The sequence below is a fragment of the Pseudomonas savastanoi genome, from assembly GCF_020917325.1.
Classification (GTDB): Bacteria; Pseudomonadota; Gammaproteobacteria; order Pseudomonadales; family Pseudomonadaceae; genus Aquipseudomonas; species Aquipseudomonas amygdali.
The window spans coordinates 622,983-646,848 of the sequence record NZ_CP076652.1 but is presented as its reverse complement, the minus strand read 5'-3'; the positions used below and the strand labels follow the sequence as shown (position 1 = coordinate 646,848).

Sequence of the window (23,866 nt, the reverse complement as noted above, 5' to 3'; positions counted from 1 at the left end):
CTATTTGAATTCCAAAGCCAAAGTGGCACACCAGCGTTCGCCACGCGAGCCCAGCGGGCTCAATATCACGGACCGACCTTCTCCGTGCGGGCCAATGGTAATGGTCAGGTCAGGCTTTGGCAAAAAGCCTGCACCACGCTGGGGCCATTCAATCAGACAAAGTGCATCGCCGTCGAAGTAATCACGCACACCCATGTACTCGAGTTCTTCGGGATCGACCAGACGATACAGGTCAAAGTGAAAGACCCGGATGGCACCTATTTCGTAGGGCTCAACCAGCGTGAAAGTAGGACTCTTGACAGCCCTGGCATGCCCGAACCCGCGAATCATTCCCCGTGAAAGAGTGGTTTTTCCAGCGCCCAGATCGCCATCGAGAAAGATGACGCCCACGCCTTCGGTAACGGCGGCCAGGCGTGCACCAAAATTCATCATGGCCTCTTCGCCAACCACATGCAGCGTTAAATCAGACACGGTTGCAGCTCCTCCAATAACTGACGAATGGCAGGAATAATATCGCTGGCAGCCAGCCCGCGACCGTATTCACCGACCTTCTGACCGGCGCTTGCGTGCAGCCACACCGCCAGACAGGCCGCATCGAATGGCGTCAGATGCTGCGCCAGCAGCGCACCGATCAACCCGGCCAGCACGTCCCCCAGTCCGGCGGTGGCCATGGCCGGATGACCGCGGTCGCACAACGCCAGTTGTCCGCTCGCATCGGCGATCAGGCTGCCAGAGCCCTTGAGCACGCAAACCGTATCGAACTTGCGCGCCAGCGCCCGCACAGCAGCGGCCCGGTCAGCCTGAATGTCTTTGATGCCGACGCCCAGCAAACGCGCGGCCTCTCCCGGATGCGGAGTGATGACGCAGCCTCTGGGCAGGCTCACCGCCCCGGCGGCCAGCATATTCAGAGCATCGGCATCCCAAACCTGGGGCCGCTCGGCGTTGGCGGCAGCCGACAGCAAACTACGCCCCCAGGCGGCTTGCCCAAGCCCCGGACCGACCACCAATACGCTGGCCGGCTCGATCAACGCCATCAACTGGTTCGCCGAGCGAATGGCCGCACTCATGATTTCCGGCATGCGCGTCAAGGCGGCCGGAATATGTTCGGCGCGGGTCGCCAGCGTCAGCATGCCTGCCCCGCTGCGCAGGGCGCTTTCGGCGCTGAGCAAGGCAGCACCGCCGAAACCGTGATCGCCACCAATGACCAGCACCCGGCCGAACATGCCTTTATGTGCAGTACGCGGACGCGATGCCAGCGTCGGCAGACTGGATGCGCTCAGACGCTTCGCGCTGACCGGCGCCTGCGCAACCAGCATAGGGTCGGCGCGTAAATCATCAAACACCAGCTCGCCCACCAGGTCCGCCGCGTCGCCCGTCAACAAGCCCAGTTTGAGGCCAATGAAGGTAACGGTCACATCGGCACGCACCGCCACGCCCAGCGTCTGCCCGGTGTCTGCACTCAAGCCCGACGGGATGTCCACGGCGGCGACCGGCAGGCCGCTGGCATTGATCGCCTTGATGGCCGAAACGTAGGGCTCGCGCACTTCACCGTTGAGCCCGGTACCGAGCAAGGCATCCAGCACCACGCCGGTCAGCGGCTGTCCGGCCCATACCTGAGTGTCTATGCCGGAAGCCGCCGCGTGCGCCGAAGCGGCATCACCGGTCAATGCAGCCGGGTCGCCGACAGCCAGCACCCTGACTTGCCAGCCTGCCTTGTGCGCCAGCGCGGCCACCAGATACCCGTCACCGGCGTTGTTGCCACGTCCGGCCAGCACGGTCAGTTCATTGGCCTGCGGCCAGCGTCGGAGTATCGTCCGCCATAGCGCCTGGGCAGCGCGCAGCATCAATTCCAGGCCTGGCGTACCGGCAGCAATCAGCCGTGCATCGAGGTCGCGGACCTGCGCGGCGCTGTACAGCGCGTCGGGTAAATGAGGTTTCGTGTCGAACATGCGTCTATAGGCTCCGATGTCTGGCAGAATTATACGCACCTTGGCCCCGGTTTCTCTCTGCGCATGTCCGCTATTACTGCTGTACTTCCCACTTCCGATGATCTCGCCACCCTTGCCGTCTCAATCAAGGCATGGGGGCGTGAGCTGGGCTTTCAGGAAGTGGGGATCAGCGGTCTGGACCTGGCAGAGCATGAGCAGCACCTGCAACGCTGGCTCGATGCAGGCTATCACGGCGAAATGGACTATATGGCAGCCCACGGCAGTAAACGTTCCCATCCGGACGAGCTGGTGCCGGGAACGTTGCGCGTGGTGTCGCTGCGCATGGACTATCTGCCCGGCGACACCGAGATGGCCCAGCGCCTGACAGAACCGGAAAAAGCCTATGTGTCACGCTACGCCCTGGGCCGTGACTATCACAAGTTGATCCGCAAGCGCTTGCAGCAACTGGCCGAGCGCATTCAGCAGGCCATCGGGCCGTTTGGTTTTCGGGCGTTCGTGGACAGCGCGCCAGTGCTGGAAAAGGCCATTGCCGAACAGGCCGGGCTCGGCTGGATCGGCAAGAATACGCTGGTGCTCAACCGCAAGGCGGGAAGCTTTTTCTTTCTCGGCGAGCTGTTTGTCGACATCCCGCTGCCGGTCGATGCGCCGCATGCGACGGAACATTGCGGGCGCTGCACGGCCTGCCTGGACATCTGCCCGACGGCGGCCTTTGTCGGGCCTTATGTGCTGGACGCACGGCGCTGTATTTCCTACCTGACCATCGAGCTCAAGACCGCGATCCCCGAAGAGCTGCGGCCCTTGATCGGCAATCGGGTGTTCGGTTGCGACGATTGCCAGATTGTCTGCCCGTGGAACCGCTTTGCACGGCCAACCGACCAGAGCGATTTCCAGCCGCGCCATAACCTGGACAACGCCGGGCTGGCCGAGCTGTTTTTATGGGATGAAGACAAATTCCTCAGCAGTACAGAAGGCTCGCCCCTGCGCCGCGCCGGGTACGAACGCTGGCTACGCAACCTGGCTGTCGGCCTGGGCAACGCGCCCTCCACCATCCCGGTGATCGAAGCCCTGCAAGCACGGCGAGATTACCCGTCGGAGCTGGTCAGGGAACATGTGGAATGGGCGCTGCAGAGGCATGGGGTGGCGCCGCTTTAAACCTGCCGCGCGGCACAGGCGTGTGACGCGGAGCGTCACGAAAGGCATTCCCACGCTGGAGCGTGAGGAACGATAATTTTTCAACTATTGTGCCTGCGCCCTGCGTAAGCTTCAGGGCTCGTCCTTGTAGACAAACTTGGGCATTTCCCAGCGGAAACGGATCGCCAGCAGGCGCAGCAGCAGGCCGCCGAACAGGGTGATGAGCACCGCCTGCTCATCCGGTAATTGCAGGTACTGGCACAGCAAAAAACACCACGCGGCCAGAAACGACACGCTGGCATACAGCTCTCGGCGGAAGATCAGCGGGATGTCGTTGCAGAAGATGTCCCGCAGAATGCCACCGAAGACCCCGGTGATGACGCCGCACACTGACGCGATCACCAGACCATGTCCGGCTTCCAGCGCAGTCATGCAGCCGATCAGGGTGAAGGCCACCAGGCCCAACGCATCAAGCACCAGAAACAGCGAGCGCAGATGGCGCATCAAAGGCGCGATAAAGATCGTCACCAAGGCTGCCACACTGGTCAATATGAGGTATTCCGGGTGCTTGACCCAGGTCAGCGGGTAATGGCCGATCAGCACATCGCGCACCGAGCCGCCACCCAGCGCCGTGACGCAGGCGATCAGCACCACGCCAAACCAGTCCATTCCTCGACGACCCGCAGACAGCGCGCCAGTCATGGCTTCAGCAGTGATGGCGATCAGATAAAGCATCAGCAACATGGCGGCGACTCTGCGACAAAGGCGCGCAGTCTAACCAGCAGACCTGCGCACTGAAAGAGTGCAGCGAAGATTATTCACTGCACGCGCGAGTCTCGATCAAGGCTTGATGAAGTGCTCACGATAAAAGCGCAGCTCGGCAATCGACTCACGGATGTCGTCGAGCGCCAGGTGGGTGCTGCCTTTCTTGAACTTCAGTTCAGGGGACCAGCGCGCAGCCAGTTCCTTTAGGGTCGAGACATCCAGATTGCGGTAATGGAAGTAGTTCTCCAGCGTCGGCATGTGGCGATACAGGAAGCGGCGATCCTGGCAGATGCTATTGCCGCAGATTGGCGAACTGCGCTCCGGCACCCACAGTTTGATGAACTCAAGAGTCTGCGCCTCGGCTTCAGCCATGCTGATGGTGCTTTCGCGTACTCGCTGGGTCAGGCCCGAGCCACCGTGCTGGCGGGTGTTCCACTCGTCCATTTTCGCCAGCGTCTCGTCGCTCTGATGCACCGCGATCACCGGACCTTCGGCCAGGGTGTTCAGCTCGCTATCGGTGATGATCGTGGCCATTTCGATGATGACATCGGTATCAGGGTCCAGACCGGTCATTTCCAGATCGATCCAGATCAGGTTCTGCTTGTTCTGCATGTGTCGACTCCTCAGCGTAGGCGCGCAGTTTAGCTCACCCTGCCGTGCTAGACTCCTGCCGATCAATCGTACTGCCTAATTCATCGGTTACATCACATCGGAACACCCATGGCCAAACGCCAACTCAATCGTCGTCAGAACTGGCGCATCGAAAAAATTCAGGGCGAGCGTGCTGCCCGCGCGGCAAAACGTGAGTCCGCTACGCTTGAAACACTGGAAGGCGGCGACCTCGGCCCCGAACAGACCGGCCTTGTAATTGCTCACTTCGGTGTTCAGGTCGAAGTCGAGGCTCAGGAAGGCGAAGCAAGCGGTCAGGTATTTCGCTGCCACCTGCGCGCCAACCTGCCTGCACTGGTGACCGGCGATCGCGTCGTATGGCGCGCCGGCAATCAGGGCATTGGCGTCATCGTTGCGCAACTGCCTCGCACCACCGAACTGCGCCGTCCGGACTCACGCGGTCAGCTCAAGCCTGTGGCGGCCAACGTCGACCTGATCGTGATCGTGTTCGCGCCCATGCCCGAGCCACATGCCAACCTGATCGACCGTTATCTGGTGGCCGCCGAGCATGCCGGGATTCGTCCGCTGCTGCTGCTCAACAAGGCTGACCTGATCGACGAGCAGAACGCGCCCGCGCTCAATGCGCTGCTGGCGGTCTACCGCACTCTGGGTTACCCGGTACTGGAAGTATCGGCGCATCACGGCGACGGCATGCAGACACTGCAAAGCCAGCTTGACGGCCACATCAGTGTATTCGTGGGCCAGTCCGGCGTCGGCAAGTCTTCGCTGGTCAACAGCCTGCTGCCGGAAACGGACACTCGGGTCGGCCCGTTGTCCGAGGTCTCCGGCCAGGGCACACACACCACGACCACCGCCCGCCTGTTCCACTTCCCGCGTGGCGGCGATCTGATCGACTCACCGGGCATCCGTGAGTTCGGCCTGGGGCACGTCAGCCGTGCCGACGTGGAAGCTGGCTTCATCGAGTTCAACGACCTGATCGGCACGTGCCGCTTTCGCGACTGCAAGCATGACCGCGAACCGGGCTGCGCCCTGCTTAAGGGGCTTGAAGATGGCCGCGTACAGCAACAGCGCATGAACAGCTACCGCTCAATCATTGCCAGCCTGCCGCAAGACAGCTACTGAAGACTGAACGACCGCACACAAAAACGCCGCGATCATCGCGGCGTTTCTGTATCGGTTGTAGCTCAGTTCTGGGCTGGCTCGACCCGCAACTTGCCATCGTCAAAGATATTCAGCTTCTGCCGGATCTCGTGAGGCTGGGCGTATGCCTGCGGGTCTGGCGGTGCCCCGGCCGAAGCACCCGGAGCCGCGGGAGTAGCAGGAGCGGCGGGCGCTGGCTTGGACGACGGCGCACCACCGGAGTTCTGGTCGCCTTCGATACGCTGCTGAGCCTTTTTGGTCAAAACCACAATATCGATACGGCGGTTGACCGGATTGGTCGGGTTCTCGTGATCATAAAGAGCCGACGAGGCATAACCCACCACCCTGGCCACCTGTGAGTCCGGATACGTACCAGCCACCAGCGCACGACGTGCAGCGTTGGCGCGGTTGGCCGACAGTTCCCAGTTACCGAATCCGCCGTTGCCTACAAAAGGTGTCGCATCGGTATGACCGCTGATGCTGATCTTGTTCGGCACGCTCTTGATGGTGTCAGCCATCGCCAGCAGGATGTCTTCGAAATAAGGCTTGAGACGTGCACTGCCCGAGTCGAACATCGGCCGGTTGTCAGCATCCATGATCTGAATACGCAAACCGTCCTGGGTGATCTCGAATAGAATCTGGTCCTTGAATTTCTGCAGTTGCGGGTTTTCCTCGACCTTGTTCTGCAGCTCTTGCAAGAGCATCTCCAGACGCTCCTGCTCGACCTCTTCAGCCTTGGTCTCGGAAGTCTCGGCCTCAAGGGGCACGGTGTCAGGTGACGGCGTGGTCTTGACCTCAGGGTTCAGCGTCTGATTCGGCGACATCTCGGGCGAGCCGCCCAGGTCGATCACATACGGCGAACCGCTGTCCGAAAAGCCGACCGGGTCCTTGAAGTAACCGGCCACCGCGAGCAACTGTTCGGGCGTGGCGGAGGACATCAGCCACAGCACCAGGAAGAACGCCATCATTGCCGTCGCGAAGTCGGCAAACGCGATTTTCCAGGCACCGCCGTGATGTCCGCCACCAAAGCGCTTTACGCGCTTGATGATAATCGGCTGATTATTTTCCATGACTTAGCGACCGCGAACCGCTTGTTCCAGCTCGCTGAAGCTGGGGCGATGCAGCGGGTAGAGAACCTTGCGGCCAAACTCGACGGCCAGCGAAGGCGGCATGCCGGAGGCCGAAGCCACCAGCGACGCCTTGATGCTCTCGTAGACGTTCATTTCTTCCTTGGCATCATGGGCAAGGCAGGTGGCCAAAGGACCGAAGAAACCGTATGCCGCAAGAATACCGAAGAAGGTACCTACCAGCGCCGCACCTACGTGCATGCCGATTGCAGCCTTGTCGCCCGACCCCAGCGACGCCATGGTCACCACGATACCGAGTACCGCCGCCACGATACCGAAGCCGGGCATACCGTCGGCGATACCGGTAATGGCATGGGATGGATGCTCGAGCTCTTCTTTCATGCTCAGCAGCTCCATGTCGAACAGGCCTTCCAGCTCGTGAGGAGCCATGTTGCCGGACGACATGATGCGCAGGTAATCGCAGATGTACGCGGTCATGCGCTCATCTTTCAGCACGCCAGGGTATTTGGCGAAGATCGGGCTGGAGGCGGCGTCTTCGATATCCCCTTCAATCGCCATCATGCCTTCACGGCGGCTCTTGTTGAGGATTTCGTATACCAGCCCCAATACCTCGAGGTAATAGGCGTGTGTGAAGCGCGAACCGAACATCTTCAGCGACTTCTTGAACACGTGCATGGTCATGTAGCCAGGGTTGGCCTGGAGGAACGCGCCCAGTGCAGCACCGCCGATGATCAAGACCTCGTAGGGCTGGAACAGCGCCATGATCTTGCCATGGGACAGCACATATCCGCCGAGGACACTCGCGATAACGACAATGATGCCGATAATTTTAGCCATAGGAAAAAATACTTTACTGAGTCGGGTTCAGGGACAGTCCGGAAGTTCTTGAATCTCTTCTTCTCCTTATCGGCCTAACTGGGCCAGACTATAGCCGGTTCTTTTGAAAAACCCATTTATCCGCCTCCATAAAAGGAGGAAAATGGCCTCAGCGTCCCGTACGCTGGCGGTTTCCCAGCTCAGATAATCAGCCGCACAGGCCATCGAATGTCGACAGCACACGCAGCACATCATCTCGTTCCGAAAACGCTGGATGCCTGGGTCAAGTTGCTTGACGGCATCGCGTTGCCGGTCCCTGCGGTCAATCATGGGCACGTTCGCGCAGCATTGAACGACAGTCGCCGCTCGCTACGTGAAATCGCTGAAATGATGCAGGAAAGCCCCGCACTGGTATTGAGTGTGATGCGCGAGGCCAACCATCACACCCACGGTTTGACCGAGCAGGCCGAGAGCCTCGAGATTGCGATCAACCGCCTGGGGCTGGCGCGTACTGAAATCCTTCTGGGCCGCTTGCCGGCCAAGCCGCCCGAGGAAATTCCTGCGGCCTACCGCCAATTGATTCTGGTCAGCCAGCACGCCACACAACAGGCCAACGGGTTGTTTGCCAGTCGCCTTGCACGACTCTGGCAAGACATCCATATGGGCAGCCTGCTGTTCCTCTCCCCACTCTGGCCGATGGCGCTGGCCTATCCGAAGCTGCTCGAAGAGCTGGAGTTGCGGGTTATCCACAAGGGCCATTCCAGCCTTGCAGTGGAAAAAGAGCTGTTCGGCGTCAATCTGCTGGAGCTGTGCCTGGCACTTGCCGAGTTCTGGCGTCTGCCGATCTGGGTCACGCGCGGTTATAAGTTGCTGATCAACGAGCGACGCGATCTGGCCAAGGTGCTGCGCATCGCCCGCGAAGAACACAGCCCGCTGCAACAGCAACAACTGATGGACGCCGACCCCAACCTGCGGCGCTGGCTGAACCAGCCAGCCAATACTGTTTTGCTGGGTAACGGCCTGGCGCTGGCGGCGCAACATGCCTGGAACAGCCCGCATTGCCTGCGCTGGGAACGGCTGACCAGCCTTTACCTGCAACAGTCGATCAGCGAAGTGCAGCAGCAAGCGCATCAAAACGCTGCCAGCAGCGCGCGTATTCATGCGGAAAAAGACCTCTGGCACCCGGCCGAATCGCTGCTCTGGCCCTGGGATGCGCGCCGCGTACGGCGCGACAACGAACCCGCCCCACCGCCCTCGGCCGACGCCCTGCAGCTATGGCGCAAGCACTGTGCCGAGCTGCTGCAGGACCCCAGCCCGTTCATCAACGCCATGCACTTGACCACCTCGGCGCGCGACGCGTTCATGTCGTGCGGTATGGAGCGGGTCATGCTGCTGATGCTGGACAAGACCTCGACCGTACTGCGCGTCAATCAGATGGCCGGACTGCCGCCCGAAACCGCCTCCTTGCAGCTGTTCATCAAGGAAAGCACCGTGTTGCAACGCTTGCTGACCCAGCCGACGCAGTTGCGCATGACGCCCGCGAACAACGCGCAGTTTGCCGCCCTGCTGCCCGCGCCGCTGAAAACCCTGTTCAGTGGCCAGCACTGGCTTATTCGCTCGCTGAGCAACAACGGTAAAGTCATGCTGCTGGTGGTCGCCGACCAGGGTGGTGGGGCCTTGTCGGAAATTTCCGTCCAGGCATTCGGAAAAACCGCGCAATGTATTGAAAAGGCACTTGGCATCTTTAGTCATCGCAAAGCGTGAGGCCTGGCGTACAATTCGCCTCTTTCCTTTCATCGGAGGCTGCAAATGTCCGCATTCAATGGCTTGTCGCTGGTCATCGAACCCAACGATCTGCTTGAGCGTCTAGACGCCCCGGAATTGATCCTCGTGGATCTGACCAGCAGCGCTCGCTACGAAGCCGGGCACATTCGCGGCGCCCGTTTTGTCGATCCGAAACGTACGCAACTGGGCAAGCCTCCTGCGCCTGGTCTGCTGCCCGACACTGCCGATCTGCAGCAGCTGTTCGGCGAGCTGGGCCACAATCCCGATGCAGTCTATGTCGTCTACGATGACGAAGGCGGCGGCTGGGCCGGGCGTTTTATCTGGCTGCTGGATGTCATCGGCCACCACCGTTATCACTATCTGGATGGCGGCGTGCTGGCCTGGGAAGCGCAATCGCTGCCGTTGAGCACAGACGTTGCGCCCGTTGCAGGCGGCCCGGTCACGCTGACGCTGCACGACGAACCTACCGCCACACGTGAATACCTGCAAAGCCGTCTGGGCGCCGCCGACCTGGCAATCTGGGACGCTCGCGCCCCGACCGAGTATTCGGGCGAAAAAGTAGTCGCGGCCAAGGGCGGACACATACCCGGCGCGGTCAATTTCGAATGGACTGCGGGCATGGACAAGGCGCGTAACCTGCGTATTCGTCAGGACATGCCGGAGATTCTTCGCGACCTGGGCATCACGCCCGACAAGGAAGTGATCACCCATTGCCAGACTCACCACCGCTCGGGCTTCACCTATCTGGTGGCGAAAGCGCTGGGCTACCCAAGGGTCAAGGCCTACGCCGGTTCGTGGGGCGAGTGGGGCAACCATCCGGATACACCGGTGGAAGGCCCGCAAGCGGTCTCCACGCCCGTTGCAACGGTTGAGGCCGTCGAACCCGCCGCGCCTGTCCAGCCAGCCGAAAGCATCGAGCCTGTCGGTTCCGATGAACCGGGGGAGGCGTCCCGCAAATCCTCAGGGCACTCCTCTTCAAAACGCTCATTTTCAGGACACTCATCTCCAGGACCCTCAATGAAAGACCGCTTGTTCATCATCAGTCAGTACCTGTTGCCACACCACCTGCTGTCCCGACTGGCTGGCTGCGTTGCCGAATGCCGCGTGCGCTGGTTCAAGAATGCCTTTACCGCGTGGTTCGCCCGCCGTTATCAGGTCGACATGTCGCAGGCACTGGTCGAAGACCTGACGTCCTACGAGCATTTCAACGCGTTCTTCACCCGTGCGCTGAAAGCCGACGCCCGCCCGCTGGATACCACACCCGGCGCGATTCTTTCGCCGGCCGACGGCGCCATCAGCCAGTTGGGCCCGATTGATCATGGCCGGATCTTCCAGGCCAAGGGGCACAGCTTCAGCGTGCTTGAACTGCTGGGCGGTGATCCCAAGCTGTCGGCACCGTTCATGGGCGGCGAGTTCGCGACGGTCTACCTGTCGCCGAAGGACTATCACCGCGTACACATGCCACTGGCCGGCACATTGCGCGAAATGGTCTACGTGCCGGGGCGTATCTTTTCGGTCAACCAGACCACCGCTGAAAACGTGCCGGAACTGTTCGCCCGTAACGAGCGAGTGGTCTGCCTGTTCGACACCGAGCGCGGGCCTATGGCTGTGGTGCTGGTCGGCGCGATGATCGTGGCGTCGGTCGAGACGGTGTGGGCCGGGCTGGTCACGCCGCCCAAGCGTGAGTTGAAGACGTTCAGCTACGACGAAGCAGCGCGTGCGCCGATTCACCTGGAAAAAGGCGCCGAGATGGGCCGTTTCAAACTGGGCTCCACGGCTATTGTGCTGTTTGGGCCAAATCAGGTGAAATGGGCCGAGCAACTGTCCGCTGGCTCCAAGGTACAGATGGGCCAGGCACTGGCAGCTCCGACACAGGCATGATCGTGACTTGAAGTCACAGTGCCTGACATGGGCGCCCAATTAAAAGGGGCGCTCATGCAGTTTAAGACCGGACAGTAATGGCTCCAGGCCATATTTACTGCGTAGTGATACCGATACTGGTAAAGTTGCCTGATCGGTGCTGTAGGATACTTCGCACTTTCATGGGCGTATGCTCGACATGTCGCCGCTCCGCGATGACGTCAGCCCCCATTTAAAGCCACCGTCCGGGCCAATGAGTTGTTGGAGTTCGCCTGTCACATGAGTAATTTTAGCCTCCCTCTGCTGCTGCGTGCCCCCACGCCAGCGCAGTCGAGCCTGACATTCTGTGAAGCCAACCCCCGCGACCTCAAACGCTGGATCTCCAGGCTGCCCAAAGCAAACCTGGGAGAAATGGCACGCCAGCTCTATCAAGGGCTGACCGAGCTGAACCAACTGATCACCCCCAGCGAAAACCGCCTGCAACTGCTTGAACTGCTGCGCCCCGAGGTGTACTTCGTCTGCAAGCACCTTGAGCGCCACTTTCTCAACCAGGCCATTGTGCTGGACGAGCGGCCGCGCAAGGTCGCCAATCTCTGCCAGGCCCTGCAAAACCATCTGGCGACCGGTTACAAGCAGATCATCCAGCAGGTAGCACCCCGCTACACCAGGGATCAGGCCGGACTTTTCAGCACCGCACTGCAACGAGCACTGCATGGGCTCAACGGACCGCTGATTCGCGCCAATCAGCTCTACTGCCCGGTGCAGGACGGTCTGTGGCTCGAACTGCATCAGATCTACCAGATTGCCCGCCAGTACCAGTTGCACAACACGCCGGTCGAAGAACCTCTGGCTCATCACACCAAGGCGTTGAGTGTGGAACAGACGTATGTGATCGCGCTGCTGATGGGGTGTTCGCGCTGCAACCAGATGCGTCAGTTGAACATCGGCAAACTGGCCGATGCACTTGAGGCCTGGAGCCCGCTGGTCAAGCTGCAATCGCCTGCCGGGGAGAACAGCCTGTTTGCCCTGGACCCGACGGCAGACAAACCGCCGCTGTATCGCACCCTGTTCAGCGATGAACAGCGATGAACAATCACCGAGGCTACTGGGTATCGACACCCAGTCGCTGGCAGAGGCAATCAACCAGTACCTGGCCTTGCCGGACGACCAGCGCAGCCCGTCCAGACTGCTGATTCCTACCGGTATCAATACCGACCTGCTGCAACATCTGGCGGCCGCCTGGGGTGATGTGGCCGAGCGGACCTTTCAGCGCACGGCAGGCCAGGGCACCCTGAAGCTGTGCATAGGCATGAGCGCACTGCATTTTTATGTAGCCGGTCAGAAGTCGTTCAGCGAACTCCTGCAACTCAACAGCGCAGGCAGTGCTGCGAGTTTTTCGCTGAAGATCGCCAATGATGACGAAGACGACCCTTGGGCTTCAGCCTTCGATACACAGCGCGGCAAGACCTCATCGCACCTGCTGCCGTATGAAGAAATCGAATACCCGAAGAACGATGGCGATAACGACTCGCTTTCCAACGGTCAGCACACGTTTCCGACCTTCGACCTGAATATCGTCAACCACAGCCCGGGCGGTTACTGCCTTGCGTGGCAGAAGGAAGTGCCTCATCAGTTACAGGCTGGCGAACTGGTAGGTATTCAGGACGACTCCGGCCAGGGCTGGAGCATTGCCATTGTGCGCTGGGTCCGGCAAGTGCGCAGCGGCGGCACACAAATGGGCATCGAACTGATCGCCCCCTTTGCCCAGCCGTGCGGCATGCAACTGATTCGTGAACAACAGAATAGCCAGTACCTGCGAACCCTGATGCTGCCGGAAGTACGCGCTATGGAAAAACCTGCGACCTTGCTCGCACCGCGCCTGCCCTTTCAAGAGGGCAGCAAGGTAATGATCAACGTCGGGGGCGAAGAGCGCCGTGCCTCACTGAGCAACCGGCGCATCAGCAGCGCCAGTTACAACCAGTTCGAGTATCAGATCTACGATGCGCCGAAAGCCGCCGAGGTCGAAAAGGCAAAACCAGGGCAAGAGTTCGATTCTCTGTGGGGCACGCTGTAATCGCTGCAATTGTCGCGGACACTGCAACGACTACGGCGCAAGACTCAGCGCTTTCCTTCGCGGTCGCGAAAACCCAACAGATACAGCACGCCATCCAGCCCCAGCGTTGAAATCGCCTGCTTTGCCGATTGCTTGACCAATGGCTTGGCGCGGAATGCGACACCCAGCCCGGCAATCGCCAGCATCGGCAAGTCATTGGCACCGTCGCCGACCGCGATGGTCTGCTCCAGACTCAAGCCTTCCTTATGCGCCAACTCGCGCAACAGGTCTGCCTTGCGCTGCGCATTGACGATCGGCTCTACGGCGACGCCGGTTACCTTGCCATCGACCACTTCCAGCTCGTTGGCGTACACATAATCGATGCCCAGCTTTGCTTGCAGCTGCTTGGCGAAGTAGGTAAAGCCACCCGAAAGAATAGCGGTCTTGTAACCCAGACGCTTGAGCTCGGAGAACAGCGTTTCAGCGCCTTCGGTCAAGCGCAGAGAAGCGCCGATTTCATCCAGCACACTGACATCCAGGCCCTTGAGCAGAGCCAGACGCTCCTTGAAGCTTTCGCTGAAATCCAGTTCGCCGCGCATCGCCCGCTCGGTAATCTCGGAAACCTGCTCGCCTACGCCTGCAGCCTTGGCCAGCTCATCGATCACTTCGGCCTCAATGAGGGTCGAGTCCATGTCGAACACAGCCAGACGCCGGTTGCGGCGAAACAGCGAATCCTGCTGGAACGCGATATCGACGTTGAGATCCTGGGCAACCGCGAGGAATTCGGCCTGCATGGCTTTCGGGTCGGCTGGCTCGCCGCGCACGGTGAACTCAATGCAACCCTTGCCTTTGTCGGCCGGCGTGTCGAGCGGCATGCGCCCGGACAGACGATCGATCTGATCGATATTCAGCCCGTATTTAGCCGTAATGGCGCTGACGCACTGCAATTGCTCGGCCGTAACCTTGCGGGTCAGCAGTGTGACGATATGACGGGCCTTGCCCTGACCTTCAACCCAGTGCTGATAATCCGCTTCGGACACTGCCGTGAAACGGACCTGCTGATCGAGTTTGTAGGCGGTGAACAGGATGTCCTTGAGCACGGAAGAACCCTGCACGGTATCCGGAATTTCAACCAGGATGCCGAACGACAGGGTGTCGTGGATAACCGCCTGACCAATATCGAGAATGTTCACACCACCCTGGGCGAGGACGCCGGTGATGGCAGCAGTGAGACCTGGACGGTCGACACCTGTGATGTTAATCAGGACGATTTCGCGCAAGGCGCACCCCCATAGTGGAAAAAAACCGCATTCTAACCACATTCAGTGACCACCGGGCACAGGCAGCGCTTTGCCGCTACTGGGTCGCTCGTTATACTGCGCGACAACTTCACCGAAAGAGCCGTGCTCTGTGAACCGGCCCACGCCCGTTAAAACCGATAATTTCTTCCTGCTCATCTTTCGTGCCCTGCGTCATCGCCGTGTACCGATCGCTTTGCGCATTGCCAGCCATAACGTGATCCTGGTCGCTTTGGCGCTGGTGATCTACGCCGGTGTCATGGGTCTGCAATTCAAGCAGGCCATGCATGAACAGGCTGATGCGCTGGGGCAGGCCCTGACGACCCAGACCGCCACCTCGGCCACCGAGCTGTTGGTGTCCAACGACATCCTCAGTCTCAACGTGCTGCTGGGCAATCTGGTCAAGAACCCGCTGGTAGCGCATGCCGCTATCTACAGTGTGGATAACCGCATTCTTGCAGAGGCTGGCCAGCGCCCGAAAAACGGGCTTCTGGGCGAGGCTCAGGGCCTGTATGAAATCAAGATCACGTTTCAGGACGTGATGGCAGGTCATCTGCGCATCAGCCTCGACATGTCACAGTTCCAGCAGCCGATGACCATCAGCCTGCAGAGCATGGGCATTCTGGCGGGCATTCTGCTGGCCCTGGCACTGGCCCTGAGCCTGCGTCTCGGTCGCCATATCTCCACGCCATTGATGCAGATGCGCATCTGGCTGCGCGATATCGACCCGTACACACCGGCTACCGACCGCCAGGATGAAATCGGCGATCTGGCCCGGCAACTGCGCACCTCGTTCGCACCACCGGTTCCGGAGCCGGAACCGCTGCCCGAACCCGAGTATGAAGGTGACGAGGACGACGGTGACGATCCATACCTGGAGCCGGAAGAGCGACCTGCACCACCGGTCTCGGCACGCAGCAGCGAACCGAAGCCGCGCCTGCCGGCACCGCCAGTCCAGCGTCGCATTGTTGCCGAAGAAGATGAAGACGACGACGAAGATCCGTTTGCGGACCTGCGTGACAATTCGAATACCGCACCAGTTGCCCGCCCGGTGGCTGCGCCGGTAGCGCCCGTCGAGCCGCACAACAGTGCTGTGCTGGCCGTGCAATTAGGCGCGCAGGACCAATTGCGCCGCCTGCCGCGTGCACGACTGACCGAATTGCTGCAACGTTATCGCGACTGCCTCGATCAGGCCGCCTCGCTGTATGAAAGCGAGCTGCATACCCTGAACGATGGCAGCACCCTGATGCTGTTTCACAGCCACGAAAGCGGTGATGACTACCTCACCAACGCAATCTGCTGCGGCGAGCTATTACGTGCCCTGAGCCACGCCTTGCAGATCGAGGTGGCCGACAGCGGCATCACCTTGCAACTGCAACTGGGCCTGACGCTGGGTGAGGGCCTGAGCGGTCTGAGCCAGATCGACCTGCTGCTGACTGAAACGGCGCAGGATGCGTTGGCGCTGTCTCAGCACAGCCGCAACCTGCTGCTGGTTGAACGCCGCATCAACGACGATCCGTTGATCCGCCAGCGCGCCCGTATCCGTCCTATCGCCAGCCCTGAAGGCGCCTGCTGTGTGGAACGCCTGATGGAGCCCTACCCTTCGATGCTCGAACGCCAGCTGGCGCGCATGCACGAATCCAACAAGGCCTGACCACCGCCTCTCGTTCACATGCGTAAGCACAGGACGAGAGGCGCCCGACCTTGACTGTGCAGCGCGGCGCAGATCTGTGACGCAGAGCGTCACCCAAGGCATTCCCACGCTGGAGCGTGCGGAACGATAGGTGTTCGCGAGATCACCATCGTGCCCATGCTCCGCGTGGGCATGCCGTTCTGGACGCTCTGCGTCCTATCCTGACGGTGCAGCGCGGCGCAGATCTGTGACGCAGAGCGTCACCCAAGGCATTCCCACGCTGGAGCGTGCGGAACGATAGGTGTCCGCAGATCACCATCGTGCCCATGCTCCGCGTGGGCATGCCGTTCTGGACGCTCTGCGTCCTCCTGACTGCGTGGTGCGTCAGGAACGTCGAGGTGTGAGAAGCGAGGATTCGCGTCCAACAAAAAGCCCGCATCGCTGCGGGCTTTTTGTTGGGCCAACCCTAGAAGCGGAACACTTCAAGGTCGGTGCGTATGGGCGAGGCCATTGGAATTCTTGGTTTGTCAGGCTCTTTGGCCTTGGCAACCGGGGGCTTTTTCGGTTCTTCGATCGGCTGCCAGGAAATCGGCTTGATCGCAGTGCTGACCTGATCGGCCAAGCGTTGCAACAGCATGCCCTGGGCCTTGACCTGGTCGGCGGAGCTGCCGGCATGGACCTGTTCCAGGTGGACCAGTCGACTGTCACGAACATGGCCTTTACGGTCCAGAAGACGCCATTGCGCATCCAGAACAGCAGGCTGTTTGGCACCGGAGTCCAGACGGGTGATCGACAGTACGACCTGAACGTCCGGTGTGAAGTTGGCAACCGCAGGTGCCATGACGACACGCTGGCTGTCCAGCTTCCAGGCCAGCTGGCGCAAAAGCAGCTGGTCGATGTCGGAAGACAGATTGCCCGCCCAGCGCCCGTCAGGCGATGCGGTCAAGGTGCCGTCGGGCTGGCGTTGCAGCAGGGTTTCACGTTGCAGATAGTCGGCCACCGAAACAGGACCCAGCAATACTGCCAGACCACTACTCTGTTTCGGCTGACCAGGCTCACCGCTATCGAGCTGATAAAGCGCGGTCGGCTGGCGCACACTGCAACCAGCCAGACCCAAAACGCCAGTCATCAGCAGGATCAGGGGAAGGCGTAGAAAATTCATCATCCCATCCAGGTGGCCGCCCCGAGGCAGGCCACAGTATAAGTACTTTCAAGACCCATGCAGGCACTGAGCCACGCATGCACCCCAAGACCCCATATCATCCGTGAATATGCATCATGACTCCAGCGATTATGCATCGTACTTCATGGCAAAACGAAGAACGCTGGTGCCAGATCAATGTTTTCAGCTATTTTCCACCAATAACGCGTCTACGCGCTGGAAGCCTCTTGGCAATTTATTGCCACGTCGGCCGCGTTCACCCTTGTAATGTTCAAGGTCTTCAGGTTTAAGCGACAGCGTTCGCTTGCCCGCCTGGAGAACCAGCGTCGCGCCCTGCGCAATCACCGCCAGATCGGTCAAATATTCTTCTCGGCTGGCTACCCGCTCACCCGGAATACCGATGATCTTGTTGCCTTTGCCTTTGCCCAACTGCGGCAAATCGCTGATCTTGAACACCAGCAGACGGCCTTCAGTGGTCACCGCTGCCAGCCAGTTCTGCTCACGGTCGGGCACCGGCCGAGGCAAGATGACTTTTGCCCCGTTCGGCAAGCTCAGCAACGCCTTGCCCGCCTTGTTCTTGGCCTGCAGGTCTTCGCCTTTGACGACAAACCCATAACCGGCATCCGAAGCGATCACATACAGCGCGTCATCTTCAGGCATCAATACGCACTCGAACGTCGCACCCGGTGGCGGTTGCAGCTTGCCGGTCAACGGCTCGCCCTGGCCTCGTGCAGATGGCAGGGTGTGTGCAGCCACCGAATAGCTGCGCCCGGTCGAGTCGATGAACACGGCGAACTGATTCGAGCGGCCGGTGGACGACGTCTTGAAACCATCCCCTGCTTTGTAGGAAAGCCCGGTGGCATCGATATCGTGGCCTTTGGCGCAACGCACCCAGCCTTTTTCCGAAAGCACGACAGTTACCGGCTCGGTGGGCATCAATTCGTTTTCAGACAGCGCCTTGGCTTCGGCACGGGCAACAATCGGCGAGCGGCGATCATCGCCATAGGTTTCGGCGTCGGCGATCAGTTCGGCACGGACCAGCTTGCGCAACTTGGACTCACTGCCCAGCAGTGCCAGAAGCTTGGCCTGCTCTTTGCGCAGGGCTTCCTGCTCGCTGCGCAGCTTCATCTCTTCCAGACGCGCCAACTGACGCAGACGGGTATCGAGGATGTAGTCTGCCTGGATTTCCGACAGGCCAAAGCGTGCAATCAGCTCCGCTTTAGGATGTTCGGCGGTGCGGATGATGTGAATCACTTCATCCAGGTTCAGGTAAGCCGTGAGCAAACCATCCAACAGGTGCAGACGATGCTCGACCTTGTCCAGACGAAACTGCAGACGACGCCGCACAGTACCGATGCGGAACGTCAGCCATTCGCCGAGCAGTGTCTTGAGGTTCTTGAGCTGCGGCTTGCCGTCCAGACCGATGATGTTGATGTTCACCCGATAGCTGGATTCCAGCTCGGTGGTCGCGAACAGATGCTGCATCAACTCGTCCAGTTCAACCCGGTTGGAGCGCGGAATGATCACGATACGACAAGGGTTTTCGTGGTCAGACTCGTCACGCAGGTCGGCAACCATCGGCAGCTTCTTGGCCTGCATCTGCGCGGCGATCTGCTCCAGCACCTTGGCACCGGATACCTGATGCGGCAGTGAAGTCACGACAATGTCGCCATCTTCAATGCGGTACACGGCCCGCATGCGCACCGAACCGCGCCCGGTCTCGTAGATTTTCAGCAGGTCGGCACGCGGCGTGATGATTTCCGCTTCGGTCGGATAGTCCGGCCCCAGAATGTGCTCGCACAGTTCCGGAACCGTGGCCTTGGGGTCGTCCAGCAGATGAACGCAGGCGCTTGCGACTTCGCGCAGGTTGTGCGGCGGCACGTCGGTGGCCATACCGACGGCAATGCCGGTGGTGCCATTGAGCAGGATATTCGGCAAACGCGCCGGCAGCACGGCCGGTTCGTCCAGTGTGCCGTCAAAGTTCGGCACCCAGTCAGCCGTGCCCTGGCCCAGTTCACTGAGCAGGACTTCGGAATAGCGCGACAGACGCGCCTCGGTGTAACGCATGGCCGCGAAGGATTTGGGATCATCCGGCGCACCCCAGTTACCCTGCCCGTCCACCAGCGTGTAGCGGTAGCTGAATGGCTGAGCCATCAGCACCATCGCTTCGTAGCAGGCCGAGTCGCCGTGCGGGTGGAATTTACCGAGTACGTCGCCGACGGTACGCGCCGATTTCTTGTGCTTGGCGTCAGCCCCCAGGCCCAGTTCGCTCATCGCGTAGATGATGCGCCGCTGAACAGGCTTCAGACCGTCCCCGATATGCGGCAAGGCACGGTCCATGATCACGTACATGGAGTAGTTGAGGTAGGCCTGTTCGGTGAAGTCAGCCAGTGATCGGCGTTCTACACCATCCAGGCTGAGGTCAAGGGAGTCGCTCATGCGGGCCTCATTATTTCGTTGACTGGCGCAGCAGCAAGTTGCCGCCACGCTGTGTGAATTCAAGTTGTTTCATGGCGCTCATGCCCAGCAGCACCTGCTCACCGTCCAGACCGGGTGCTACCAGAGCACGCACATTGGTCAGGACAATATCGCCCAGTTGCAAGCGGTCGAGCGTGGTCCGAAAACCCTGGCTGTTGCCATTGGCCGTGCTGACTGTGACCGCAAAGCCGCGTTTCAGGCCCAGGCTGTCAGCCATATCACCGGGTACAGCCACGTCGGTCGCCCCGGTGTCGATCATGAACTCTACCGTCCGGCCGTTGATCTGGCCGGTACTGACAAAGTGCCCCTGACGATTACCCGCCAGTTGCACTTCGATGTATCCGTCACCGTGTTGCGAAGCAACCACCGTATTAGGGTTCTGCTGCTTGTCTTCCCAACTGCCGAAAAAGCGCGTCGCCAGAAACAGGCCAGCAGCCCAGGCCACGATCATTAATATCTTGCCAGCGCGCTTGCCGGGTTGCGGTTGATTCGCGGGCTGGCTCACTGACCGGCGCTCCAGCCCGCTTCAGGCGCAGCGAACCGCCAGACAATCGGGCGTTTTTCACCGTCGGCGCGCGCACCGAAGTTATTGTCGATGCCGATCCACGCGCCCTTCTCGTCCACCACCAGCGCTTCGGTCAGGCCATAGGGCTGATCATAACGACGCGAAGGCACCATCGCTTCCTTGGCGAACGACCAGCAACGTTCGACCTGGCCGGTCTCAAGCCCACGCCGACAGATGCGATAGGCCGCACGTTCAAGCGTGAACAGCTTGCCGTTGTAGAGCGACAGATCGGAAAAGTCCGTGGACACGGTCTTGTGCCCCTGTTCTGCAGGCAGCAGGTCTTTACCGTCTTCGGACAGCAGCACGCAGCTTTGCCCGCAGCTCCATTGTTCCTTGTCACGCTGCACCACCAGCAGCCCGCGTTTCTCCCGCTCGGCGGCCAGCCAGATGCGGTCGCCCGAGGCGTTCACGGCAATACCTTCGAAAATCGCGTTGAAGTGTTGCAACATGCCCTGGCCGCGCGCCTGTTCTATCAGCGCTTGCGGCAAATCCAGCCAGAACGGCGCACCACTGACCGGAACCTTGAGCACCGTGCCATAGGCCTCGCTGACCAGATAGCGATTACCGGCTGCATCACAACTCACGCCTTCGAAATCCAGATCACCGCCACGCACCAACGCGGAAAGGCCTGCCAGCGAACGCAACTTGAGCGGCAGAAAGCTGTGCGGCGCAGGTGCGTCAATGCGGTGTGCTTCTGCCTTCCAGGTGTCTTGCGACACATCGAGGCTGTACAGCACATTGTCGTCACGGTCGGAAACGGTCCACAGCTGGCCATTGCACATGGCCAGACCCGACAGATTGCCGCCGACCATGTCGTCTACCGGGTGCTCGGATTGCAGTTTCAGGACCTCAAGCGGCGCGGCGAAAACCGGCGCGGCAACCAGGGTCAGGGCGGCGAGCCAGGCTCGTATCAAGTCAGGACCTCGGCGAGGTTGCCCTTCGATTCAAGCCAGGACTTGCGATCACCTGCACGCTTCTTCGCCAGCAACATGTCCATCATTTCCGACGTGGCAGCGAAATCATCCAGCGTGAGCTGCACCAGACGCCGCGTGTTCGGGTCCATGGTGGTTTCGCGCAGTTGCGGCGGGTTCATTTCACCCAGGCCCTTGAATCGGGTGACCTGTGGTTTGCCACGTTTCTTTTCAGCCACCAGACGGTCGAGAATTCCGTCGCGCTCGCTTTCGTCCAGCGCGTAGTAGATTTCCTTGCCAAGGTCGATCCGGTACAGCGGCGGCATGGCCACATACACATGCCCGGCGTCGACCAGCGGACGGAAGTGCTGGACGAACAACGCGCACAGCAAGGTGGCGATGTGCAAACCATCCGAGTCGGCGTCGGCGAGAATACAGATTTTGCCGTAACGCAACTGGCTGATGTCCGCCGCGCCCGGATCAACCCCGATGGCAACCGCGATGTTGTGCACTTCCTGGCTGGCGAGCACTTCGCCGCCGTCCACTTCCCAAGTGTTCAGAATCTTGCCGCGCAGGGGCAGGATGGCCTGGAATTCCTTGTCCCGCGCCTGCTTGGCCGAACCACCAGCGGAATCACCTTCGACCAGAAACAGCTCGGAGCGCGCCGGGTCCTGTCCGGCACAGTCAGCCAGCTTGCCCGGCAGTGCGGGGCCTTGGGTAATGCGCTTGCGTTCGACCTTCTTGCTGGCCTTGAGGCGACGACCGGCGTTGTTGATCGCCAGGTCAGCCAGTTGCAGGCCCAGCTCCGAGTGGGTATTGAGCCACAGACTGAAAGCGTCCTTGACCACGCCGGAAACGAACGCCGCCGCTTCGCGGGAAGACAGCCTCTCTTTGGTCTGCCCGGAAAACTGCGGTTCCTGCATTTTCATCGAAAGGACGAAGGCAATTCGCTCCCAGACGTCTTCCGGTGCCAGCTTGACGCCACGCGGCAACAGGTTACGAAACTCGCAGAACTCGCGCATCGCATCCAGCAAGCCCTGGCGCAAGCCGTTCACATGGGTGCCGCCCTGCGCCGTGGGGATCAGGTTGACGTAGCTTTCCTGAACGCTGTCGCCACCTTCGGGCAGCCAGAGCAACGCCCAGTCGACCGCTTCCTTGTTACCAGCGAAGCTGCCGCAGAACGGTTCGTCCGGCAGTCGCAGGAAGTCGCTGACCGAATCCTGCAGATACGAGCGCAAGCCGTCTTCGTAATGCCACTCGACTTTTTCGTTAGTGGATTTGTCTTCAAAGCTGACCAGCAGGCCCGGGCACAGAACCGCCTTGGCCTTGAGCACGTGCTTGAGGCGGCTGACCGAGAACTTGGGGGTATCGAAATACTTCGGATCGGGCGCGAAATAGACGCTGGTCCCGGTATTGCGCTTGCCGACAGTGCCGATAACCGCCAGCTCGGTGGCCTTATAGCCGTCAGCGAAGGTCATTTCGTATTCGTTGCCATCGCGCTTGACCCGCACCCGAACCTGAGTGGAAAGCGCGTTGACCACGGAAATCCCTACGCCGTGCAAGCCGCCGGAGAACTGGTAGTTCTTGTTGGAGAACTTGCCACCCGCATGCAGCTTGGTGAGGATCAGCTCGACGCCGGACACACCTTCTTCCGGGTGAATGTCCACCGGCATGCCGCGGCCGTCGTCGGACACCTCAAGCGAGTTGTCGGCATGAAGGATGACCTGTACCGAGCGCGCGTGACCAGCCAGAGCTTCGTCGACACTGTTGTCGATGACTTCCTGAGCCAGGTGGTTGGGCCGCGAGGTGTCGGTGTACATGCCCGGACGTTTGCGAACCGGATCGAGGCCCGAGAGGACTTCGATGGCGTCTGCGTTATAAGAGCTAGCGCTGGGATTGGCCATGGGTTCTCGTTATCAATCTTTCATGGAGTTTCGGGGGTTCAATGTTCTTGCATTCAGCAGGCCGGGCATCAATCGCCTATAGCGCCGACAGGTCGATCTGCTGCAGCAGATCGGGGGCAAACCCGGCAAAGCTCAACAACGCGGGCATTTGCTCGGCAAAACCCTGAAAACTGTGATCGCCACCCGCCTGAATGCGCAACGCACAGGCCCGGTAAAACTTCTCGGCGCGGCGATAATCAAGGGTCTCGTCACCGGTTTGCAACCACACCTGAAACTGCTGCGGGTCCTGGGGAGCAGGAACCTCCAGCTCGGCCAGCGCCTGAATATGGTCTTCGGTCAACTGCCACTGCTCGCCGGTGTACAGGTTCTGCTGCACGCCGAGAAACCCGTCAAACAGCTGATGCGGGTTGACTGCCGGGTTGATCAGCACCGCCTTGAGGCCAAGCTGCTGCGCCAAATGAGTCGCATAGTAGCCGCCGAGCGAGCTGCCGACCAGTAATGGCCGTCCCAGCTCCTTTATAGCGGTTTCAAGCTGCCCCATAGCCTGACGCGGATGGTGATGCAGTTCAGGGACTTGCAGACGATCAGCCAGACCCAACGACTTCATCAGCGCGGCCAACTGACAGGCCTTTCTCGACAGGGCCGAGCTGTTCAAGCCATGAATGTATAGCAATGAAGGTGTGTCGCTCGTCACGCTG

General features: G+C 60.3%; 18 protein-coding genes and 2 pseudogenes. 7 read left to right on the top strand and 13 right to left on the bottom strand.

The annotated features are described in order from the left end of the window. Positions 1–429 carry a tRNA (adenosine(37)-N6)-threonylcarbamoyltransferase complex ATPase subunit type 1 TsaE gene (gene tsaE / locus KP808_RS02815; RefSeq protein WP_407692674.1) on the bottom strand — a complete coding sequence of 143 codons (429 nt, stop codon included), beginning with the start codon at positions 427–429 and terminating at the stop codon, positions 1–3. Between the two features lie 29 nt (positions 430–458). Next, complete coding sequence (locus tag KP808_RS02810) at positions 459–1,949, bottom strand: NAD(P)H-hydrate dehydratase (RefSeq protein ID WP_230017406.1); 1,491 nt, start codon at positions 1,947–1,949, stop codon at positions 459–461. Positions 1,950–2,012: 63 nt separating this feature from the next. Between KP808_RS02810 and queG the strand changes: the two genes are divergently transcribed. After that, complete coding sequence (queG, locus tag KP808_RS02805) at positions 2,013–3,101, top strand: tRNA epoxyqueuosine(34) reductase QueG (RefSeq protein ID WP_230017405.1); 1,089 nt, start codon at positions 2,013–2,015, stop codon at positions 3,099–3,101. A gap of 111 nt (positions 3,102–3,212) precedes the next feature. On the opposite strand, the gene KP808_RS02800 is transcribed toward queG, so the two are convergent. Together KP808_RS02800 and orn are read right to left on the bottom strand one after the other, a co-directional pair. Then, positions 3,213–3,824 (bottom strand): trimeric intracellular cation channel family protein, encoded by a 612-nt coding sequence (locus KP808_RS02800; RefSeq protein WP_005742997.1) that lies wholly within the window; start codon positions 3,822–3,824, stop codon positions 3,213–3,215. A gap of 96 nt (positions 3,825–3,920) precedes the next feature. Then, positions 3,921–4,457 (bottom strand): oligoribonuclease, encoded by a 537-nt coding sequence (gene orn / locus KP808_RS02795; RefSeq protein WP_005731116.1) that lies wholly within the window; start codon positions 4,455–4,457, stop codon positions 3,921–3,923. Positions 4,458–4,565: 108 nt separating this feature from the next. Between orn and rsgA the strand changes: the two genes are divergently transcribed. After that, a complete protein-coding gene (gene rsgA / locus KP808_RS02790) occupies positions 4,566–5,597 on the top strand; it encodes a small ribosomal subunit biogenesis GTPase RsgA (RefSeq protein ID WP_002551811.1) in 1,032 nt (343 codons plus the stop codon). Between the two features lie 62 nt (positions 5,598–5,659). Here rsgA and motB read toward each other — a convergent pair whose 3' ends face one another. Together motB and motA are read right to left on the bottom strand one after the other, a co-directional pair. Next, the gene (gene motB / locus KP808_RS02785; protein ID WP_058407868.1) at positions 5,660–6,685 is read right to left on the bottom strand and encodes a flagellar motor protein MotB; all 1,026 of its coding nucleotides are present in this window, start codon (positions 6,683–6,685) and stop codon (positions 5,660–5,662) included. A 3-nt stretch (positions 6,686–6,688) separates the two neighbouring features. Beyond that, positions 6,689–7,540 (bottom strand): flagellar motor stator protein MotA, encoded by an 852-nt coding sequence (motA, locus tag KP808_RS02780; RefSeq protein ID WP_002551809.1) that lies wholly within the window; start codon positions 7,538–7,540, stop codon positions 6,689–6,691. A 207-nt stretch (positions 7,541–7,747) separates the two neighbouring features. Between motA and KP808_RS02775 the strand changes: the two genes are divergently transcribed. The 4 genes and pseudogenes from KP808_RS02775 to KP808_RS02760 all read left to right on the top strand — a co-directional run bounded on the left by KP808_RS02775 (position 7,748) and on the right by KP808_RS02760 (position 13,238). Beyond that, positions 7,748–9,283 carry an HDOD domain-containing protein gene (locus tag KP808_RS02775; protein ID WP_058401214.1) on the top strand — a complete coding sequence of 512 codons (1,536 nt, stop codon included), beginning with the start codon at positions 7,748–7,750 and terminating at the stop codon, positions 9,281–9,283. A 45-nt stretch (positions 9,284–9,328) separates the two neighbouring features. Next, a pseudogene (locus KP808_RS02770) lies at positions 9,329–10,138 on the top strand (rhodanese-like domain-containing protein); the annotation flags it as partial. A gap of 183 nt (positions 10,139–10,321) precedes the next feature. Next, positions 10,322–11,185, top strand: coding sequence for an archaetidylserine decarboxylase (asd, locus tag KP808_RS02765; protein WP_058401248.1), 864 nt, complete (start codon positions 10,322–10,324; stop codon positions 11,183–11,185). Positions 11,186–11,443: 258 nt separating this feature from the next. Continuing rightward, positions 11,444–13,238 (top strand): annotated as a pseudogene (locus KP808_RS02760) (molecular chaperone). A 44-nt stretch (positions 13,239–13,282) separates the two neighbouring features. On the opposite strand, the gene serB reads toward KP808_RS02760, so the two are convergent. Continuing rightward, a complete protein-coding gene (serB, locus tag KP808_RS02755) occupies positions 13,283–14,497 on the bottom strand; it encodes a phosphoserine phosphatase SerB (protein ID WP_004654576.1) in 1,215 nt (404 codons plus the stop codon). 130 nt (positions 14,498–14,627) lie between these two features. Between serB and KP808_RS02750 the strand changes: the two genes are divergently transcribed. Further along, positions 14,628–16,169, top strand: a complete 1,542-nt coding sequence (locus KP808_RS02750; RefSeq protein WP_058401211.1) for a HAMP domain-containing protein — start codon at positions 14,628–14,630, stop codon at positions 16,167–16,169. Between the two features lie 445 nt (positions 16,170–16,614). Here the strand turns inward: KP808_RS02750 and KP808_RS02745 are convergent, their stop codons facing one another. The 6 genes from KP808_RS02745 to KP808_RS02720 all read right to left on the bottom strand — a co-directional run bounded on the left by KP808_RS02745 (position 16,615) and on the right by KP808_RS02720 (position 23,862). Further along, positions 16,615–17,310 carry a PqiC family protein gene (locus KP808_RS02745; RefSeq protein ID WP_029241083.1) on the bottom strand — a complete coding sequence of 232 codons (696 nt, stop codon included), beginning with the start codon at positions 17,308–17,310 and terminating at the stop codon, positions 16,615–16,617. Between the two features lie 183 nt (positions 17,311–17,493). Continuing rightward, complete coding sequence (gene parC / locus KP808_RS02740; RefSeq protein WP_230017404.1) at positions 17,494–19,749, bottom strand: DNA topoisomerase IV subunit A; 2,256 nt, start codon at positions 19,747–19,749, stop codon at positions 17,494–17,496. 10 nt (positions 19,750–19,759) lie between these two features. Continuing rightward, entirely contained in the window at positions 19,760–20,293 is a 534-nt protein-coding gene (locus tag KP808_RS02735) for a retropepsin-like aspartic protease family protein (RefSeq protein ID WP_011167552.1), read from the bottom strand. Continuing rightward, positions 20,290–21,267, bottom strand: a complete 978-nt coding sequence (locus tag KP808_RS02730) for an esterase-like activity of phytase family protein (RefSeq protein ID WP_230017403.1) — start codon at positions 21,265–21,267, stop codon at positions 20,290–20,292. Before KP808_RS02730 ends, KP808_RS02735 begins: the two co-directional genes overlap by 4 nt. Continuing rightward, positions 21,264–23,168, bottom strand: a complete 1,905-nt coding sequence (gene parE / locus KP808_RS02725; RefSeq protein ID WP_002551799.1) for a DNA topoisomerase IV subunit B — start codon at positions 23,166–23,168, stop codon at positions 21,264–21,266. Before parE ends, KP808_RS02730 begins: the two co-directional genes overlap by 4 nt. 76 nt (positions 23,169–23,244) lie before the next feature. Beyond that, complete coding sequence (locus KP808_RS02720; RefSeq protein WP_230017402.1) at positions 23,245–23,862, bottom strand: YqiA/YcfP family alpha/beta fold hydrolase; 618 nt, start codon at positions 23,860–23,862, stop codon at positions 23,245–23,247. Positions 23,863–23,866 lie beyond the last annotated feature (4 nt).

Excerpts from the sequence above, each read along its gene's own strand:
- tsaE (WP_407692674.1), bottom strand. The coding sequence starts at position 429 with ATGAATTTTGGTGCACGCCTGGCCGCCGTTACCGAAGGCGTGGGCGTC.
- KP808_RS02810 (WP_230017406.1), bottom strand. The coding sequence starts at position 1,949 with ATGTTCGACACGAAACCTCATTTACCCGACGCGCTGTACAGCGCCGCG.
- queG (WP_230017405.1), top strand. The coding sequence starts at position 2,013 with ATGTCCGCTATTACTGCTGTACTTCCCACTTCCGATGATCTCGCCACC.
- KP808_RS02800 (WP_005742997.1), bottom strand. The coding sequence starts at position 3,824 with ATGTTGCTGATGCTTTATCTGATCGCCATCACTGCTGAAGCCATGACT.
- orn (WP_005731116.1), bottom strand. The coding sequence starts at position 4,457 with ATGCAGAACAAGCAGAACCTGATCTGGATCGATCTGGAAATGACCGGT.
- rsgA (WP_002551811.1), top strand. The coding sequence starts at position 4,566 with ATGGCCAAACGCCAACTCAATCGTCGTCAGAACTGGCGCATCGAAAAA.
- motB (WP_058407868.1), bottom strand. The coding sequence starts at position 6,685 with ATGGAAAATAATCAGCCGATTATCATCAAGCGCGTAAAGCGCTTTGGT.
- motA (WP_002551809.1), bottom strand. The coding sequence starts at position 7,540 with ATGGCTAAAATTATCGGCATCATTGTCGTTATCGCGAGTGTCCTCGGC.
- KP808_RS02775 (WP_058401214.1), top strand. The coding sequence starts at position 7,748 with ATGTCGACAGCACACGCAGCACATCATCTCGTTCCGAAAACGCTGGAT.
- asd (WP_058401248.1), top strand. The coding sequence starts at position 10,322 with ATGAAAGACCGCTTGTTCATCATCAGTCAGTACCTGTTGCCACACCAC.
- KP808_RS02745 (WP_029241083.1), bottom strand. The coding sequence starts at position 17,310 with ATGAATTTTCTACGCCTTCCCCTGATCCTGCTGATGACTGGCGTTTTG.
- parC (WP_230017404.1), bottom strand. The coding sequence starts at position 19,749 with ATGAGCGACTCCCTTGACCTCAGCCTGGATGGTGTAGAACGCCGATCA.
- parE (WP_002551799.1), bottom strand. The coding sequence starts at position 23,168 with ATGGCCAATCCCAGCGCTAGCTCTTATAACGCAGACGCCATCGAAGTC.